Raw genomic sequence first — 17631 nt, 5'->3', positions numbered from 1 at the left:
AGTTACTTGCTCCCGGACTTGTACTTGTCGTAGGCCTCTTGCTGGATCTGCAGGTACCTGGTCATCCCGGTGCTGTCCAGACCCTTCACGTAGGCGTCCCACTCGGCGTCGATGTTCTTCGACCCGGTGATGAAGGCCAGCTGGTTCTGGTTCACGTAGCTGTTCAGGTTGGTCTGCAGGGTGGCGAGCTCACCGCTGAGGCTCGGGTCCGGCCAGACCGAGGTCTGCGGGAACCACTGCGCCTTGTCCTCCTTGCCCTCGTACAGCTTGGTCGCCTGGAACAGCCGCCGCTCGAGGCCGGCGCCGGTGTAGATGTCGGCCGGCACGACCTGGGCGTTGCGGTAGGCCAGCGTGTTGTTGTACTGCCCGAGCGCACCCCAGTTGATGTTCTTCGGCGCGTCCTGCTTCGGCTTGTACAGCGGCTTGACCTTGTCGTCGAGCGCGATGTCACCCGGTCCGGGCTTGGTCCAGCCGACGTTCTCCGGGCCCATGTTGGTGATCATCTGGCCCTCGTCGGTGTAGATCCAGTCCAGCATCTTGATCGCCGCGACCTGTGCCTCCTTGCTGGCCTTGTTGGTCAGCATGAAGGTGTAGCCGGTCGACGTCGGGTAGTTCAGGCCGGTGTAGCTCTTGCCCTCCGGCCCGGTCAGCGGCGGCACCGCGTCGTACTGCTTGTCCCGGCCGTCCTTCGAGTCGAGCTGGACGAAGATGCCCGGCCAGAGCACCGGCACCGAGCCGAGCACGACCGCCTTCGGGTTGTTGCCCTGGGCCTGCAGCGCCTGCGCGTTCTGGGTGAACGCAGCCTGGTCGATCAGGCCTTCCTTGTAGAGGGAGTTGATGTACTTCAGTCCCTCCTTCCACGCCGCCGACGTCACCGGCGTGACGACCTTGTCGCCGTCGAGCGTGACCAGCGACCGGACACCGTTGTTCGCACCGACCGGGTCGTAGGCGAACGCGTTCATCAGGTACGCGATCAGGCTGCTGTCCTGGACGTCGGTGGTCATCGGGATCTCGTCGGCCTTGCCGTTGCCGTTCGGGTCCTGGGTCTTGAACGCCTGCAGCACCTTGCGCAGGTCCTCGGTCGTCTTCGGCATCTGCAGGCCGAGCTTCTTCAGCCAGGCGCTGTTGATCCACAGTTTGTCCGGGTACGTGCAGTGGTAGCAGTCGGCCCACTGCGGCAGCGCGTAGATGTGCCCGTCGGGTGCGGTCGACATCTCCTTGTAGGTCTTGTTGGAGTCCAGCGCCTTCTGGATGTTCGGCGCGTTCTCCTTGATCAGGTCCTCCAGCGGTACGGCGACGCCCTGCTGGCCGAGCTTGAGCACCTCGGCCTGGGTGAACGCGTCGACCCACGGGATCAGGAAGAACAGGTCCGGGTAGTCGCCGGACGCGAGCGCGATCTGCCGCTTCTCCTTGGCCGGACCGGCGTCGTACGTGGTGTTCTGCCAGCGGAACTGGATCTTGAACTTGTCGCTCATGATCTTGGTGACCTGGTTGGTGTCCAGGTTGGTGTTCTGGTCGGCCGGGGTGAAGGTGTCGATGACGACCTTGCCGTCGGCCGTCGTCTCGTTCGCCGCCCCCTGCGCCGACTTGTCCGAGCTGCACGCCGCGAGGGCGAGCGTGCCGGCCACTGCCAGAGCGGCCATTTTGCTCACGGTTGAGCGCATTTCCAGTGTTCCCTTCTTGGTTTAACCCTTGACCGCGCCGACCATCACGCCCTTGGTGAAGTGGCGGGCGACGAACGGGTAGATGATCAGTACGGGCAGGCTCGAGATGACGATGAGCGCGTACTTGAGGACATTGGCCAGCTGTTGCTGTTCGAGCTGCTGGGCCAGGTTCTGGGTGGTCGAGCCACCGGTGACGGTGTTCAGGATCAGGACGTTCCGCAGCACGATCTGCAGCGGGTACAGGCTCGGGTCCTTCAGGTAGACCAGGGCGTCGAAGTAGCTGTTCCACTGGAAGATCGCGTACATCAGCGCGATCACCGCGATCACCGGCTTCGACAGCGGCAGCACGATCGACCACAGGAACCGCAGGTCGCTCGCCCCGTCGATGGTGGCCGCCTCGTACAGCTCGTCCGGGATGGTCGAGCGGAAGAAGGTGCGCGCGATGATCACCTGCCAGACGCCGATCGCGCTCGGGATCACCATCGCCCACCGGGTGTTCAGCATGCCCAGGTCCTGCACCACCAGGTATGTGGGGATCAGGCCGCCGGAGAACAGCATGGTGAAGATCAGCAGGCTCATGATCACGTTGCGGCCGAAGAAGGTACGGCGCGACAACGGGTACGCGATCGCGATCGTCAAGGTGACGCTGATCAGCGTGCCGCCGGCGGCATAGATGAACGAGTTCAGGTAGCCCTGCATGATCTGCGGGTCGCCGAACGCCACCTTGTACGCCTGCAGACTCGGCTCGACCGGCCAGAGCAGCACCCGGCCGGCGCTCACCGCGGACGCGCTGCTGAACGAGTTCGCGACGATGTAGACGATCGGCACCAGCACCAGGACCAGCGCGATCCACAGCATCACCTTGATGCCGACGAGGAAGATCTTGTCGGTCCGGGTCTCCGCGATCACGGCCGACTCGGGGCGTTCCGTCGTACGGCGGAATCCCTGCAGTGAAATGGTCATGACCAGAGTCCGTTTCCGGTGATGCGCTTGGCGGCGAAGTTCACGCCGAGCAGCAGGAACAGGTTGATCACCGAGTTGAACAGCCCGATCGCCGTCGCCATGCTGAAGTCGGCGTTCAGCAGGCCGGTCTTGTAGACATAGGTGGCGATGATCTCGGACTGGGCCAGGTTCAGCGGGTTCTGCAGCAGGAACGCCTTCTCGAACCCGATCGACATGATGTTGCCGACGCCGAGCACCAGGATGATGACCGCGGTCGGCATGATGCCGGGCAGGTCCACGTGCCAGATCCGCTGCAGCCGGCTGGCGCCGTCGATCTTGGCCGACTCGTGCAGCGCCGGGTCGATCCCGGCCAGCGCGGCCAGGTAGATGACGGCCGAGTACCCGGTCGTCTGCCAGACGTCGGACCACACGTAGATGTGCCGGAAGTAGTCCGGGTTGCCGAGGAAGTCGACCGCCGGCACCCCGAACAGCCCGATCGCGTCGTTGACGAAGCCGAGCCGCGGCGACAGCACCAGGATCGTCATCGAGACGACCACCACGGTCGAGATGAAGTACGGCGCGTAGGTGACCAGCTGGACGGTCTTCTTGAACCGGCCGTTGCGGATCTCGTTCAGCGCGATGGCCAGGATGATCGGGATCGGGAAGCTGGCCAGCACCGTGTACGCGGCCAGGATGAAGGTGTTCTTGACCAGCGTCCAGAACACCGGGTTGGCGAAGAACAGCTCGAAGTTGCGGAACCCGACCCACTCGCTGCCCCACGGGCCCTTGACCGGGCTGTAGTTCTTGAACGCGATCACCGCGTTCGCGATCGGGATGTACTTGAAGATGACGAAGTACGCGAGCGGGACGAGCACCAGCAGGTACAGCTGCCAGTGCCGGCGCAGGCTGCGCCGGGCCTGGGTGCGGCGGCTCGCGCGTGGTAAGCGGGCGGGTTTCACCGCCTCGGGGCGGACCGGCCTGGGCGGCGCCGCCGGCTTCAGTGTTGTGCTCACTCCCCATCCTTTCCAACCCGATATCCGATAGGATCCCGGGCTCTACTTCCGGGAGGATGACACAGAACCCGCAGTAGTGGAAGAGCCGCGCCGGGCCCGAGACCAGATGTTGACCGAACGCCCGGAACACCTTGTTTACAAGGGATTCCTTAAGTTGCCCCCAGCAACCGATACCCAGAGAACGCCAGCTGATCCGATGGCCACGCCACCGGATCCGGGCACACCACAGTCCAGCCCGAAGTCGCTCTGAGCCACCGACCCCGGACCGGGTTCTATTTTATTTCCTCTGTGAACTATGTCGCAGTCAACCCGTCCCCGGCATGTCCTGTCAAGACCCGACGCGGCCCGGCACGAAAGCCTCGGCTGCCGCTTCAGTGGGCGGCAGCCGAGGTGTCGCAAAGCGTTCTAGTCCACGACCGCGCCGCACGACAGGTTGAGTACGGCGCCGGTGATCGGGCCGGCGTGGTCGGAGGCGGCGAAGGCGGCGGTGGCTCCGACTTCGGCCATCCGGGGCAGGCGGCGCAGTGCGGTGCCCTTGATGAGGTGGTCGAGGCCGTCGTCGGGGATGTTCCACTCGGGGTGCGTGTCCGGGGTGAAGTTCGGGCGCAGGGCGACGACGCGGACGCCGTACCGGCCGACCTCGCCGGCGAGTGCGCGGGTCAGGCACTCGATGGACGCGCAGGCCAGGCTGAACCCGCCCATCTCGAAGTCGGCGCCGGACTCACGCGCGGCCGATGACGACAGCATCATGATCACGCCACCGCGCTGCGCGATCATCCGGCGGGCGACGGCGGTCGAGGTGATGAAGTTGGTCCGCGCCGCGTCCTCGACCGGCCGGACGAAGTCGTCCACCGACAGGTCGACGAGCGGTACGTCCTGCTTCACCCGCACGCTGACCGCGTTGAACACGATGTCGATCCGGCCCTCGATCGACGCGACGTGCTCGTTGACCGCGTCGGCGTCGTACGCGTCGACGACGGCGACCGAGGCGGCGTCGATCTCGGCGGCGACCTTCTCCAGCTTGGCCAGGGTCCGGCCGGCCAGGTGCACCCGCGCGCCCTCCGCAGCGAACGCCCGGGCGATCGCGCCGCCCATCGCGCCGCCGCCGCCGTACACGATTGCGGTCTTGTCCTGGAGCAACATGGTGGTTTCCTCTCCTCGGGGTCTGCAGGAGCGACGGAACCACCATCCGATTCTCGACATCGGACGCGAAAAACCTGACCCGACCATCACGGGGGAACGGCCGGGCCAGGCACTTCGATGGTACCTCCGATCACCAGCAGTGGCCGGAAATTCGCGGGCGGACTCGCCGGATCTTCCCTACCCTGACGCCATGCAACGTCGCTCCTGAAAGCGCACCTCCCGCCGCTCGCCCACACCGGGCGGGCCGCCGTCGTGCGTCACGTCACGCGTTGACCTCGCGAGGTCACGCTTGGTCATGCCCGCACACGTTTTCGGGAGCCATCCACGATGTTTCTTCCTGCCTACCGCTCCGCCGACCCGGTCCGGACGTACTACGCCTACACCGGCACCTGGGCGTTCTTCGGCGCGCTGACGTTCACGCTCACCCTGGTGTACTACGTCCGCGACGCCGGCCTGGACCCGCTCCAGATGGTTCTGGTCGGGACCACTCTCGAGCTCGCCTGCTTCCTGTTCGAGGTGCCGACCGGCATCGTCGCCGACCTGTACAGCCGCCGGCTGTCGATCATCATCGGCGTCGTCCTGATCGGGGCCGGCTTCCTGCTGCAGGGACTGGTGCCGACGTTCCTGGCGATCCTGGCCGCCCAGGTGCTCTGGGGCGTCGGCTACACGTTCACCTCCGGCGCCGACCAGGCCTGGATCACCGACGAGATCGGCGCCGACCGGACCGCCCACGTGTACGTCCGCGGCCAGCAGGTCGGCCTGGCCGCGACGATCGCCGGCACGATCAGCGCCGGCGCGCTCGGTCTGATCAGCCTGCCGCTGCCGATGACGCTGTCCGGCGCCGGGATGATCCTGCTCGGGCTGGCCCTGGCGGTGTTCATGGGCGAGGACAACTTCCACCGGACGCCGAAGGCTGAGCGGGAGACGTTCCGGCAACTGGCCGAGACCCTCAAGCACGGACTCGGGGTCGCGCGACGGCGCCCCGTCGTACGCACGCTGGTGCTGATCAGCCTGATCTCCGGGCTGTCCAGCGAGGCGTTCGACCGGTTGTGGTCGGTGAAGATCCTGGACTTCAGCTTCCCGACGGTCTTCGGCACGTCGGACCCGGCGTTCTGGTTCACTGTGCACGCCCTGGTCGGCACGTTGCTGTCGTTGATCACGTCGGTGGTGCTGAACAGGTTGTCGCCGGTGCGGTTGAGTTCGGACCATCCGAACGGCGTACTTGCGATCCTCAGCATGGCGCAGGTCGCCGGCGTGATCGCGTTCGCCCTGCTCGACCACCTCTGGCTGGCGCTGGCCGCGATGTGGTTGCGCACGATCACCGGCACGCTCGCCACACCGATCGAGGCCGCCTGGCTGAACCGGCACGTCGACTCCCGGTCGCGCGCGACCGTGATCTCGATGGTGTCGCAGGCCAACGCGATCGGCCAGGTCGTCGGCGGTCCGCCACTCGGCGCCGTCGGCCGTACGTCGTTGCGCACGGCCCTGCTCGCCTCCGGCCTGATCCTCACCCCGATCCCTGCGCTCTACCTTCGGCAGCGCGCGGACCGCCGTACCGAGGTCGAGGTCAGTCGTCGATCCTGACCTTGACCTCGACCCGGCGCCGGTCGTACGACGACTTGACCAGGCTGGCGACCGTGGTCACGAACAAGGTGCCGGCGATGAAGCCGAGCGAGGTCAGGATGCCGATGTGCGGCAGGTGGATCGCGCCGATGTCGTCGATGTGCGAACCGTGCAGCGCCTCGACGATCAGCTTCACGCCGATGAACGCGAGAATCACCGACAGCCCGACGTTCAGGTAGATGATCCGCTCCAGCAGCCCGCCGATCAGGAAGTACAGCTGGCGCAGGCCCATCAGCGCGAACGCGTTGGCGGTCAGCACGATGTAGGCGTCCTGGGTGAGCCCGAAGATCGCCGGGATCGAGTCGAGCGCAAAGATCACGTTCGCCATCCCGATCGCGGAGATCACGATCACCAGCGGCGTCACCATCCGCCGGCCGTCGACACGGGTCGTCAGCTTGGCCCCGTCGTAGTCGTGCGACAGCGGCAGGATCCGGCGCATCCCCCGCAGTACGGCGTTCTCCTGGAAGTCCGACTCGTCGTTGTCGCCCTCGAGCGCCAGCCGCACGGCGGTGTACACGAGGAACGCGCCGAAGATGTAGAACACCCAGCTCGCCGCCGCGATCGCCGCCGCCCCCGCCAGGATGAACACCGCCCGCAGCACCATCGACACCACGATGCCGACGTACAGCACCTTGTCCTGCGCCAGACCCGGTACGGCGAACCGCGCCATGATGATCACGAACACGAACAGGTTGTCGACACTCAGGCTGTACTCGGTGATGTACCCGGCAACGAACTCACCGCCCGTCGTCCCCGCCCCCGGGCTGAACAGAAACAATCCGACCGCGAACAACGCCGCCAGCCCGCCGTAGAACAGCACCCACCGGGTCGCGTCCTTGATCGTCACGGCGTGATCGCGCCTGGCGATCACGATCAGGTCGAACGCGACGATTGCCAACAATCCGACAATCGTGAGGATCCAGACGACAGGGGGCATGACAGAGACCATGACGAACCTCCGGACGACGGCGTGCAGCTTGGTCCGGAGGTCTCTTCCGCCCGGACGACGCCCAGGCCGGCAGCACCGGTTCGGCCGCCCAGGCCTCCCGTGATGACGACACTGCCGATACGAGCGCACCCAAGTCCGCCCGAGAGGAATACTCCCCTCCTCGTGTGTTCAACTATATCCATTACCAATGGATCTCCGGCATCGTATACCGCATACAGCCTCCGTCGCCAGGGGTTCCCCCGCCGCCTGCTACGCCCGCTCCGACGTCGCGTGCTACGCCGCTAACCCCACCCACCCCTTCGTGCACTCGCGACGCTCGCTGGTGCGCTCGCTCCGCTCGCGGTCGACTGCGGCGCCGTCCGGGGTTGGCGTGGGTGGTCGAGCGGGATGTTCCTCGAGGCCTAGTAGCACAACCACTCAGACATTGCTGCCGATGAACCCAGGAGAACCTGCACCTCGTCCGGTAGACACTCGGGGGCCAACGCCATGGCTGTGAGTCTGGCGTGGCCCTCCAGCACCACGATCGGATGGTTGCCATCGGCCCGTACACAGATGATCGGCTGCCAGGTGACTCCCTGACGGAAGGAATCTGCGAGAGCGAGAAAGTGTCCGGTGGGCATGGAACCGAACACCGTGCCGCCGCCGCGGATGAACCGAACGGCATCGGTTGGTCGCCGGCTTCCTTCGGTGAATGCCGTCCAGTAGCTGTAGTCGATGTAGCGCACGTCCAGCAGCTCACCCTGCGAGAGAGCCACACGCTGCCAGCTGACCCCATCCGGGAAACCCGTGAACAGCTCGCGATCCTGCCGATAGCCCCGGAAATCCCCAAGCACGTGCCGCCGAAGCTCGTTCCCCTCGGCGTCGCCCAAATCCGCTTCGGTGAGCAATGTCGCCGGCTGACCCAGTTCTTCCAGAACCTGCACAAGATTCGGCCCGAACCGCTCCGAACCGAGTTTGCCGAGAAGAAAGCTCGCGACCATCTCCTCCTCCGAGCTCACCCCGACGATCCGCATAAACCCATCCTGCCGCCCGATGCCCGCGCGTCACCGCGGCAGAGTTACGACCATGAGCGGGAGCTACTCCCCCGCGGCGCGATCGAGTGCATCCGGTCGGGGGTGTGCGCAGGTTCTCGGGACCTTGCACAGGCTATCTACTGTCCACGGGAACCGGAGGGTGTTCACGGTCCCGACACTTGCCAACCCGACGGCCCACGGACGGCTGCAGACCCGTGCTCGCGACCCGCAAACACACGACACGGCCGACGAGGGTCGACCACATCCGCACCGACCCAACCACCACCCACCCCGCACTCAACTCGCGAGGCAACCGAGCAGCGCGAGCGCAAAGAGGGTGGGTGGGGCCGGCGGCGAACCACGCGACGCAGGAGCGCGCGGAGCAGCTGGCGAGGGCAACCACCTGCACCTGAACCAACCACACCTCCCCGCGACCCCCCCGCGGTCGACCGGCGAGCACCGCGAGCCAACCCGGCGAGCAGCCCGAGCCAGCCGCGAGCAGTGCGAGCGCACCCAACGAGCGTCGCGAGCGCAAGAACGGTGGGGGGCTGGCGGCGGAGCACGCGACGCAGGAGCGCGCGGAGCAGCCGGCGCGGGGCGACCACATCCGACCTTTTCCATGCGGGTGAAAAAGTTTCCGTTTCGGGATTGAAGTCTGTGAGATTCCGCTCGATCGCGGTACAAAGAAATCAGAAGGTCTGTCCGCCCCTAGACCTGGAGGAAATCGTCATGGCCGGAATCAACGGCGAAGTCTCATGGTTCTGTTGCGGAAACGCATGGGGACCCTGTGCGAGCACCGGACGTGGTGCTTGCGGAACTTGTCACTCGGGGAACTACCAGCACGCGTGGCCGAACACCTCGGACGCGTGCTACGCGATCACCCGGCCGGACTCGTGCGGGATCACCGGGATGTCCCGGCGGACCTGTGGGTTCCGGCACTCGACGACCAACCTGTGCAACGGGGCGCGGGTGGTCACGTCGATCGCGGACTGCGGTCCGCAGACCGATCTGTTCTGTGGTGAGCGTGCCTGCTGCGGCGGCACCTGTGCCTCCAACCGGATCATCGACCTCACTCCGGCCGCGTTCTCCGCGATCGCGAGCCTGAGCGCCGGTCTGGTCCCCTGCAGGGTCGACGTGGGCTGAAAAGGGGATGTGTGAGATGACCACGAAGATGGACCGCAGGTCCCTGCTCACCCGCGCCGCGCTCGGCGCCACCGGCCTGGTTGCGGCCAGCGCCATGGGTTCGCTCGCGCCGGAGACCGCGTTCGCCGCGGCCTCGCAGTTCCCGGACGCGGGTCAGCCGGACCCGAACTTCGCGGAGGGCCTGATCATGGGCCGGAACCGGGATCTCCTGCAGGTGCAGGGTTCCGACGGCCGGTTGCACCGGATCCAGCTGACCGGAGTGACGAGTGTCTGGAAGCTGCGGCCGACCACCTTGGACGAAGTCCGGGTCGGCGACGGCATGTACGCGCGCGGTGTCATGATGCCGGACGGGATCCTCGCCGCGGAGTCGGTGTGGGTCAACATCGTGAACCTCACGGTGAGCATCAACTCGATCGGGCGCGGCGCGCTGCACCTCGACCACCACGGCCAGAAGGTCGTCGGGCACGTGCAGCCGGGTCTGACCGCGGCTGTCTACAACGGAACGCCGGCGGTGTCGGATCTGTCGATGCTCAAGGTGGGCCGGCACGCGCAGGTGATCGGCGCCTGGCGGCCGGGGACCAACGAGATCGACATCGCGACCATCTACGCGTCGAACTGACCGGGAGGCCGCGATGTTCGCACAGCAGGTGGCGGCTGCCCAGCCGCTGCTGATCGGGTTGCTCCTGCTCTGGTCGTCGTACAGCAAGTTCGGGAAGGACAGCGCGGAGCAGGCGAAGCGTACGGCGTTGCCGCGACTCGTCGGCGAGGAGCGCACGGCGACGGCCTATCGCGCGGTCGGAGTCGTCGAAGCGGTGATCGCACTGGCCTTGTTGGCGCCACCGGTGGCGACTGTCGAGGCGATCGCGGCCGTGGCGCTGGCGGCCGGCTTCACCGGGTACCTGGTCTACGCCAAGATCGTGGTCCCGGAGGCGTCCTGCGGTTGCCTGGGCGCGTCGGCGAAACCCGTCGGACAAAGGGCGATCGCCCGAGCCTTGTTGCTACTGGCAACCGCCGTGCTAGCCGCGACGGCAAGCACCGGCTGGTGGTCAGCAGGGGTCCTGATCCTGATCCCGGAGGCGGCGCTGTTCGTCGTACTGTCTGCCGAGCTGGATCGGTACTGGCTGCTGCCGTTGCGGCGGCTGCGGTTGCGGATCACGCATCCGCTCAGTGGCACCAAGACGGACGGCGTACCGCTGGCGGCGACTCAGCGCCGACTGATCCTCAGTCCGGCGTACCGCGCGGTCAACGGGTTGCTGCGGTCCGACATCCACGACTACTGGGACGACGAGGACTGGCGGTTCGTCAGCTACACCGCCTGGTACGACGGCAAGCCGGCGACTGCCGTGTTCGCCGTACCGCATCACGACTCCACACCGGAGTCTGTCCGGGTCGCGGTCGTCGACGAGACGTCCGGTCAGACTCTCTACCGGCCGACCGTCTTGGCCACGGCCGGCTGACGAACCACCCCACGAAGCCCTCGCGGTGAAGATCCGCGAGGGCTTCGTGCTGTTGACACCCCTTGCGCGCCAATGGTGTGATGCCGACTATCGTTAGGAAGGTTTCCTAATGAATGCATGGTTCCCCTGCCGCTCCTCCGCCCCGGACAACAGGAGACCGCCCGCCCGATGGACTTCACCGTCAACGGCGTGGCCGGCGCGGTCGGGATCACCTTCCCGGGCACCGGCGCCTGGACCACCTGGCAGACAAAGACCGTCCGGCTCCAACTCGTTGCGGGGACCAACACGATCCGGGTTCGCGCCACCACCGCGGACGGCGGCCCGAACGCGGACAAGCTGACCGTCTCCCCCACGACCGACGACACCGAGCCATCGGCGCCGCAACCCGCAGGGCCTCGCCTGGGACTCGCGCGGTCAACTGTGGGCCGCCGAGTTCGGTGAGAACAGCCAGGACGAGCTCAACCTGATCCAGAAGGGCGGCAACTACGGCTGGCCCGCCTGCGAGGGAACCATCGGCGACTGCGGCGGCTACATCGCGCCGAAACGCACCTGGTCCACCGCCCAGGCCGGACCGAGTGACGTCGAGATCGTCAACGACTGGATCTACATCGCCGGGGTCACCGGCCGGCAGTTGTGGGTGACGCAGATCAACTCGTCCGGCACCGGCGTCGGCACCCCGCAAGCCGTTTTCTCCGGCCGCTGGGGCCGCCTGCGCAGCATCACCCGCACCCCCGACGGAGCCCTCTGGCTCACCTCCACCAACAACGACAAGAACGGCGGCACCCCGACCGTCATCGACAACGTCATCGTCCGCCTCAAGTTCTCCTGACCACGGTCGCCGGCTCCCCGCCGTCAACGGGGAGCCGGCGCGGTTCACCGCAACGCGTGCCGGTCGATCCAGGACGCGATCTCGGTGCCGATCTCCTTCGGGCGGTCCTCCTGCGCGTGGTGACCGGCCTCCCCGCAGTGGGCGGTTTCGAGTGCTGCGATATTCGAAGCACACCATTCGGCCATCGCCGGCCCGATCAGCAACGTCGGCGATCCCTCGAACGTCAGCAACAGCTTCGGTACGTCGGCACTCGTCGCGAGCCAGCCGTCGTACGCCGCGATCCGGGCGACGAGCTCCGCCGGATCACCACCCAGCGGGAGCTGGCGCGCCCAAGCGAGGATCGGGCGCCGGCTCTCCGGAGTCGGGTACGGCGCCAGGTACGACGCGAGGTCGTCGTCGCCGACCGGGTGCAGCACACCGGCGGTGAACGCCTGCCGGACGAACAGGTTCTGCTCGAGGATCAAGTCCTCGCCGATGCCAGGCGTGCGGATCCGCTCGGAGCGCTCACGCGCCTGCGGCGTCAGGTCCTCCCAGGCCATCGGCTTCACGATGCTCTCGAAGAACGCGATCCCGAGGACCCGTTCCGGATGCCGCGCCGCCCAGTCGAACGCGAGCGCGCCACCCCAGTCGTGACCGACCAGGATCACCCGGTCGAGCCCCAACGCGTCGAACCATGCATCGAGGTACCGAGCATGGTCGGCGAACGCGTAGCTGACCTCCGGCTTGCCGGACTGCCCCATGCCGATCAGGTCGGGGGCGAGCAGCCGGCCGGCGCCGACGTACGGAATGACGTTGCGCCAGATGCGCGACGAGGCCGGATTGCCGTGCAGGAAGACGATCGGCGACCCACTGCCGGTGTCTTCGTAGTGGATGGTGGAGTCGAGTACGTCGATCACAGGCATGACAGACCCCTTCAGAGTGGAGTGTCGAGCAGTTCGGTGAGGTCACGAACGAACGCCTTCGTGCGGTCACCGCCGCGACCACCGAACGGCTCCAGCAACCGGTCCAGCAGCCCGGCGACCTCCGCGATCGCCGGCTCGACCGTCGTACGCCCCTTGTCGGTGAGCTGCAGTCGCACCGTCCGGGTGTCGCGAGCGTCGCGGGCGCGCTGGATCAGTCCGTCGGCGTCGAGACTGCGCGCGAGCTTGGAGACGTACAGCGCCTCGAGACCGGTGTGGTCGGCCAGCTCACGCTGACTCGGCGACTGGCCGTCGCGCTCCAGGCCGTAGAGGGACGCGAGCATGACGTACTGCGCGTGCGTGAGGCCGCGCGGCGCCAGCGCCCGGTCGACGGCCACTCGCCACTTCATCGACAGCCGCCAGACGAGGTGACCGGGAGTCGGTTCGTTCACGGCAAATACTGTACATGGCTATTAAGTACATGGCTACTATCGGCCGAAGTCGGTGTACGCCGGGGTGTTGGTGGTGAGGGCCTGGAGGGCGCGGGCCAGGCGGCGGGCCATGGACGGGCGGAGGCGAGGGGCGGCCTGGTCGAGGGTGAGAAAGTGGTGGGCCCGGGCTTCGGTGGGGTCGAGGACCAGGCGGTCGATCGTGGGTTGGTCGAGGACGCCGCCGTCGAAGACGAAGGCGAGCGCGTCGGACCAGACGCCGAGGGCCGGGACCCAGTCGACGACCAGGAGCGGGCCGATCGGCAGCGCGAGGTCGAGCTCCTCCTGGACCTCGCGGACGCAGGCCTCGTACGGCGACTCGTCGTACTCGACGATGCCGCCGGGGATGTCGAGGGTGGGTTTGTAGGTCGGCTCGAGGAACAGGATGCGGCCGGCCTCGTCGCGGACGAGGGCGCCGCCGGCCACGGTCTTGCGGGGCAACCGGGCCGCGATCCCGGGGTTGAACTCCTGCTCCGGCTCGCCCTCGGCGAGCAGGTCGCCGCGGCGGATGTCGTCGTCCACGGTTCAGCACCCTCCCAGCCGGTGCACCGATCCGCAATCCGGGCTTGTTTTCGGTCCACCGAACTTTTAGATTTTCGGTGTGCCGAAAACTCTCGCTGCCCTGCTGTCGGTCCTGGCGCTCGCGGTGCTGCCCGCGTGTTCGACCAGCCAGGCGTCGGGTGACGGCAAGCCGGTGGTGCTGACCACGTTCACGGTGCTCGCCGACGTCGCGCGCAACGTGGCCGGCGACCACCTGTGGGTCGAGTCGATCACCAAGGTGGGCGCCGAGATCCACGGCTACGAGCCGACCCCCGGTGACATCCGCAAGGCCTCCGACGCCGACCTGATCCTCGACAACGGGCTCAACCTGGAGGTGTGGTTCCAGCAGTTCGTCGAGTCGGTCGACGTACCGCACAAGGTCGTGTCCGAGGGGGTCGCGCCGATGGACATCACCGAGGACTCGTACGCCGGCAAGCCGAACCCGCACGCGTGGATGAGCCCGAAGAACGTGCAGATCTACGTGGACAACATGGTCGACGCGTTCTCCGAGCTCGACCCGCCGAACGCGAGCGCCTACGCGGCGAACGGCGCGAAGTACAAGGCTGAGCTGCAGAAGGTGCAGGACGAGTTGGTCACCGAGCTGTCGGCGGTGCCCAAGAAGCAGCGCGCGCTGGTGACGTGCGAGGGCGCGTTCTCCTACCTGGCGCGCGACGCGGGGCTCACCGAGAAGTACATCTGGCCGGTCAACGCCGAGCAGCAGGCGACGCCGCAGCAGATCGCGTCGGCGACGGAGTTCGTGAAGGCCAACGCCGTACCGGCGGTGTTCTGCGAGTCGACCGTCTCGGACAAGGCGATGCGGCAGGTCGCCACCGGCACCGGCGCCGACTTCGGCGGGACGCTGTACGTCGACTCGCTGTCCGAGGCGGACGGCCCGGTCCCGACGTACCTGGACCTGATCAGGTACGACTCCGACACCATCATCCGCGGACTGACAGGACGCACCTCATGACGGTGTTGAATGCTGCGCTGCCGCGCAGCGGGTCATGCGGCTCGAACTCCCGGCCTTCCCTCGTCTCTCCAGTCGCTTCGCTCCCTCCGTTCCTCAGTCCAGGCCGGGAGGCCCCATGACCACGATCCAGGTCGACAACATCGTTGCGCGGTACGGCAACGTGCTCGCGCTGGACCGGGTGTCGCTGACTGTCGACCCGGGCAAGGTGACCGGGCTGATCGGCATGAACGGGTCCGGGAAGACGACGCTGTTCAAGGCGATCATGGGCATGATCCGGCCGGACGAGGGCCGGGTCCGGCTCGACGGGGCGGATCCGGCCGTGGCGCGGAAACGGGGGCGGGTCGGCTACGTCCCGCAGAACGAGGACGTGGACTGGGCGTTCCCGGTGTCGGTGCACGACGTGGTGATGATGGGCCGGTACGGGCACCAGGGATTCACCCGGCGGCCGCGGCCGGCTGATCGCGCGGCCGTTGCCGAGGCGTTGGAGCAGGTCGAGTTGACCGAGTACGCCGACCGTCAGATCGGGCAGCTGTCCGGCGGCCAGAAGAAGCGCGCGTTCGTTGCCCGGGGCATCGCACAGGGCGCGCAGATCCTGCTGCTGGACGAGCCGTTCGCCGGGGTCGACAAGCGCTCTGAGGCAACGATCGTGGGGCTGCTCCGGGAACTGGCGGCGGACGGCCGGACTGTGCTGGTGTCGACGCACGACCTGCATGCATTGCCTGCGCTCGCGGACGAGGCGGTGCTCCTGCTGCGGCGGGTGCTGTTCCACGGGTCGGTCGAGGAGGCGCTGCAGCCGGTCAATCTGGCCCGCGCTTTCGGTCTCGACGTACTCGAGCAAGAAGGTGCGGCGTGACCCCGGTCGACTTCCTGCTGGAGCCGTTGCAGTACGACTTCATGGTGCGGGCGCTGATCACCACGGTGTTCGCGGCGGTCGTGTGCGCGGTGTTGTCCTGCTGGCTGGTCCTGCTCGGGTGGTCGTTGATGGGCGACGCGGTGTCTCACGCCGTACTGCCAGGGGTGGTGATCGCGTACATCCTCGGCGCTCCGTTCGCGCTCGGCGCGGTTGTGTTCGGGTTCCTCGCGGTCGCGTTGATCGGGATCGTCCGGGACACCAGCCGGGTGAAGGAGGACGCGGTGATCGGTATCGTGTTCACCACGTTGTTCGCGTTCGGGCTGGTGCTGGTGTCGGTGACGCCGAGTCAGACCGATCTGAACCACATCATCTTCGGCAACATCCTGGGCGTCTCGACGACGGACCTGCTGCAGATCGCCGTACTGGCGGTTCTCGCGTTGGTGGTCCTGGTGCTGAAGCGGCGCGACCTGACGCTGTATGCGTTCGACCCGATCCATGCGCACGCGATCGGGCTGTCGCCGCGGCGGTTGGGTGCGTTGCTGCTCGGCATGCTGGCGCTGACCGCGGTCGTCGCCCTGCAGGTGGTCGGGGTGATCCTGGTGGTGGCGATGCTGATCATCCCGGGCGCGACGGCGTACCTGCTCACCGATCGGCACGGCCGGATGCTGGTGATCGCGCCGGTGATGTCAGCCGCATGCTCGGTCCTGGGTATCTACCTCAGCTACTGGCTCGACGCCGCATCCGGCGGGCTCGTGGTCGTCGTCCAGGGTGTGGTGTTCGCCCTGGTCTACCTGTTCAGCCCGCGCCACGGAGTGCTCGGCCGGCACCTGGCAGCCACCCGCCGACGGGCGGCAGCGGTGGCATGAACGGCGGCGGTGCGATGAAGCGGAAGGACGCGATGGAGTCCAGAGTCGTCGAGAACTACCTCAAGGCCGTTTTCAACGCCCGGGAGTGGTCGGACGAACCGGTGACCGTCGGCGCACTCGCCACTCGCCTCGGCCTGTCGCCGTCGTCGGTGTCCGAGCTGGTCCGCAAGCTCACCGTTCGCGGCCTGCTCGCGCACGCCCGGTACGGCGCGATCGAACTGACCCCGGAAGGACAGCGGATCGCGCTCGCGATGGTCCGCAAGCACCGGCTGATCGAGACGTTCCTGGTCGACTACCTCGGCTACACCTGGGACGAGGTCCACGAGGAGGCCGAGGACCTCGAGCACGCGGTGTCCGACACGTTCATCGACCGCCTCGCCGTCCGCCTCGGCGAGCCCGACCACGACCCGCACGGCGACCCGATCCCCCGGTCGGACGGCTCGCTTCCGGACGACGACCAGCTGCGGCTGGACGCGGTCGACCCCGGCGTGCGTGCGCGGGTCGCGCGGGTCTCGGACAGCGACCCCGAGCTCCTGCGCCAGCTCGACCAGCTCGGCATCACGATCGGCACCGACCTGAGGGTCAACCACCACCACGACGAGTACGTCGACGTCGACCACAACGGGACGTCAGTCGTGCTGGACCGCGAGACGGCTTTTGCCATCCGCGTCGTACCGAAGGCTAGTCCTTCCTGAGGCCTCGCGGGCATTCATAGGTCATCCAGATCGAGTTTCCTCGGTGTGGGTTCTCGTCGACGCGGCCGCTGTTGTAGAAGCCGAGCTTCTCCAGGACGCGGAACGACGGCGCGTTCCACTCCCTCACCGTTGCCCACAGTCGCTTCCGGCCGGTTGCCACCGCGGCCTCGAGCACAGCTTGCGCGGCCTCGGTTGCGTAGCCGAACCCGTGGGCCCGCTTGGCCAGCTCGTACGCGATCTCGGGCTCCTCGAAGCTCGCTTGCCCGACAGTGAGCCCGCAGTACCCGATGACGTCTCCCTCGCGCCGCCGCACGATCGGCAGCAGCCCCAGCCCCTCCACCGCCGCCCGCGGATTCTCGATCAACCAGCCCCGCATCTCGTCAAGCGTCGGTCGCCCGTCAGCCCCGATCCGCCGCAACGCCCGCGAATCACGCTCCAGCCACAAGCCCCGGTAGACCTCGGCATCCGCCGGCTCCCACCGCCGCAACCACAACCGCTCAGTCTCAAGCCGCTCCGGGAACGCGCTGAACTCCACCACATCCGG

Annotated in this window: 20 protein-coding genes; 10 read left to right on the top strand and 10 right to left on the bottom strand. The window is 67.2% G+C overall.

Annotated elements, in window-relative coordinates; translation table 11 throughout:
- Nucleotides 1-2: 2 nt before the first annotated feature.
- The 4 genes from ACIBGM_RS35860 to ACIBGM_RS35845 all read right to left on the bottom strand — a co-directional run bounded on the left by ACIBGM_RS35860 (nucleotide 3) and on the right by ACIBGM_RS35845 (nucleotide 4762).
- Nucleotides 3-1643: an ABC transporter substrate-binding protein gene (locus tag ACIBGM_RS35860; protein WP_396388077.1), complete on the bottom strand. Its 1641-nt coding sequence runs from the start codon at nucleotides 1641-1643 to the stop codon at nucleotides 3-5.
- Between the two features lie 42 nt (nucleotides 1644-1685).
- Nucleotides 1686-2627: a carbohydrate ABC transporter permease gene (locus ACIBGM_RS35855; RefSeq protein WP_396388076.1), complete on the bottom strand. Its 942-nt coding sequence runs from the start codon at nucleotides 2625-2627 to the stop codon at nucleotides 1686-1688.
- Nucleotides 2624-3619 (bottom strand): ABC transporter permease subunit, encoded by a 996-nt coding sequence (locus ACIBGM_RS35850; protein ID WP_360537179.1) that lies wholly within the window; start codon nucleotides 3617-3619, stop codon nucleotides 2624-2626. The genes ACIBGM_RS35855 and ACIBGM_RS35850 overlap by 4 nt, the downstream gene beginning before the upstream one ends.
- A gap of 405 nt (nucleotides 3620-4024) precedes the next feature.
- Nucleotides 4025-4762, bottom strand: a complete 738-nt coding sequence (locus ACIBGM_RS35845; RefSeq protein ID WP_396388075.1) for an SDR family NAD(P)-dependent oxidoreductase — start codon at nucleotides 4760-4762, stop codon at nucleotides 4025-4027.
- Nucleotides 4763-5089: 327 nt separating this feature from the next.
- Between ACIBGM_RS35845 and ACIBGM_RS35840 the strand changes: the two genes are divergently transcribed.
- The gene (locus ACIBGM_RS35840) at nucleotides 5090-6346 is read left to right on the top strand and encodes an MFS transporter (RefSeq protein ID WP_396388074.1); all 1257 of its coding nucleotides are present in this window, start codon (nucleotides 5090-5092) and stop codon (nucleotides 6344-6346) included.
- Here ACIBGM_RS35840 and ACIBGM_RS35835 read toward each other — a convergent pair.
- Together ACIBGM_RS35835 and ACIBGM_RS35830 are read right to left on the bottom strand one after the other, a co-directional pair.
- Complete coding sequence (locus ACIBGM_RS35835; protein WP_396388073.1) at nucleotides 6330-7322, bottom strand: TerC/Alx family metal homeostasis membrane protein; 993 nt, start codon at nucleotides 7320-7322, stop codon at nucleotides 6330-6332. The genes ACIBGM_RS35840 and ACIBGM_RS35835 overlap by 17 nt on opposite strands.
- 413 nt (nucleotides 7323-7735) lie before the next feature.
- A complete protein-coding gene (locus ACIBGM_RS35830; RefSeq protein WP_396388072.1) occupies nucleotides 7736-8347 on the bottom strand; it encodes a hypothetical protein in 612 nt (203 codons plus the stop codon).
- A 909-nt stretch (nucleotides 8348-9256) separates the two neighbouring features.
- Here ACIBGM_RS35830 and ACIBGM_RS35825 point away from each other — a divergent pair.
- The 5 genes from ACIBGM_RS35825 (at nucleotide 9257) to ACIBGM_RS35805 (ending at nucleotide 11776) form a co-directional block, all read left to right on the top strand.
- On the top strand, nucleotides 9257-9490 hold the full coding sequence (locus ACIBGM_RS35825; RefSeq protein WP_360537189.1) for a hypothetical protein: 234 nt from the start codon (nucleotides 9257-9259) through the stop codon (nucleotides 9488-9490).
- A gap of 16 nt (nucleotides 9491-9506) precedes the next feature.
- Nucleotides 9507-10109: a cell wall protein gene (locus ACIBGM_RS35820; RefSeq protein WP_396388071.1), complete on the top strand. Its 603-nt coding sequence runs from the start codon at nucleotides 9507-9509 to the stop codon at nucleotides 10107-10109.
- Nucleotides 10110-10122: 13 nt separating this feature from the next.
- Nucleotides 10123-10947, top strand: coding sequence for a MauE/DoxX family redox-associated membrane protein (locus tag ACIBGM_RS35815; RefSeq protein WP_396388070.1), 825 nt, complete (start codon nucleotides 10123-10125; stop codon nucleotides 10945-10947).
- Nucleotides 10948-11064: 117 nt separating this feature from the next.
- Complete coding sequence (locus ACIBGM_RS35810; RefSeq protein WP_396388069.1) at nucleotides 11065-11388, top strand: hypothetical protein; 324 nt, start codon at nucleotides 11065-11067, stop codon at nucleotides 11386-11388.
- A complete protein-coding gene (locus ACIBGM_RS35805) occupies nucleotides 11366-11776 on the top strand; it encodes a PQQ-dependent sugar dehydrogenase (protein ID WP_396388205.1) in 411 nt (136 codons plus the stop codon). Before ACIBGM_RS35810 ends, ACIBGM_RS35805 begins: the two co-directional genes overlap by 23 nt.
- A gap of 44 nt (nucleotides 11777-11820) precedes the next feature.
- Here ACIBGM_RS35805 and ACIBGM_RS35800 read toward each other — a convergent pair whose 3' ends face one another.
- The 3 genes from ACIBGM_RS35800 to ACIBGM_RS35790 are packed head-to-tail and all read right to left on the bottom strand — an operon-like array spanning nucleotide 11821 to nucleotide 13685.
- A complete protein-coding gene (locus ACIBGM_RS35800) occupies nucleotides 11821-12678 on the bottom strand; it encodes a haloalkane dehalogenase (RefSeq protein ID WP_396388068.1) in 858 nt (285 codons plus the stop codon).
- 11 nt (nucleotides 12679-12689) lie between these two features.
- Nucleotides 12690-13127, bottom strand: coding sequence for a MarR family transcriptional regulator (locus tag ACIBGM_RS35795; RefSeq protein WP_360537196.1), 438 nt, complete (start codon nucleotides 13125-13127; stop codon nucleotides 12690-12692).
- 36 nt (nucleotides 13128-13163) lie between these two features.
- Nucleotides 13164-13685 carry an NUDIX domain-containing protein gene (locus ACIBGM_RS35790; RefSeq protein ID WP_396388067.1) on the bottom strand — a complete coding sequence of 174 codons (522 nt, stop codon included), beginning with the start codon at nucleotides 13683-13685 and terminating at the stop codon, nucleotides 13164-13166.
- A 79-nt stretch (nucleotides 13686-13764) separates the two neighbouring features.
- Between ACIBGM_RS35790 and ACIBGM_RS35785 the strand changes: the two genes are divergently transcribed.
- The 4 genes from ACIBGM_RS35785 (at nucleotide 13765) to ACIBGM_RS35770 (ending at nucleotide 17087) form a co-directional block, all read left to right on the top strand.
- The gene (locus ACIBGM_RS35785; protein ID WP_396388066.1) at nucleotides 13765-14673 is read left to right on the top strand and encodes a metal ABC transporter substrate-binding protein; all 909 of its coding nucleotides are present in this window, start codon (nucleotides 13765-13767) and stop codon (nucleotides 14671-14673) included.
- A gap of 115 nt (nucleotides 14674-14788) precedes the next feature.
- Nucleotides 14789-15526: a metal ABC transporter ATP-binding protein gene (locus tag ACIBGM_RS35780; protein WP_396388065.1), complete on the top strand. Its 738-nt coding sequence runs from the start codon at nucleotides 14789-14791 to the stop codon at nucleotides 15524-15526.
- Complete coding sequence (locus tag ACIBGM_RS35775) at nucleotides 15523-16392, top strand: metal ABC transporter permease (RefSeq protein WP_360537204.1); 870 nt, start codon at nucleotides 15523-15525, stop codon at nucleotides 16390-16392. Before ACIBGM_RS35780 ends, ACIBGM_RS35775 begins: the two co-directional genes overlap by 4 nt.
- A complete protein-coding gene (locus ACIBGM_RS35770) occupies nucleotides 16389-17087 on the top strand; it encodes a metal-dependent transcriptional regulator (RefSeq protein WP_360537206.1) in 699 nt (232 codons plus the stop codon). The genes ACIBGM_RS35775 and ACIBGM_RS35770 overlap by 4 nt, the downstream gene beginning before the upstream one ends.
- On the opposite strand, the gene ACIBGM_RS35765 is transcribed toward ACIBGM_RS35770, so the two are convergent.
- On the bottom strand, nucleotides 17074-17625 hold the full coding sequence (locus ACIBGM_RS35765; protein WP_396388064.1) for a GNAT family N-acetyltransferase: 552 nt from the start codon (nucleotides 17623-17625) through the stop codon (nucleotides 17074-17076). The genes ACIBGM_RS35770 and ACIBGM_RS35765 overlap by 14 nt on opposite strands.
- Nucleotides 17626-17631 lie beyond the last annotated feature (6 nt).

The sequence above is a fragment of the Kribbella sp. NPDC050470 genome, from assembly GCF_044458365.1.
GTDB lineage: Bacteria > Actinomycetota > Actinomycetes > Propionibacteriales > Kribbellaceae > Kribbella.
Note: the sequence above shows the minus strand (reverse complement) of the source record. Positions and strands in the feature narration are given on the sequence as shown.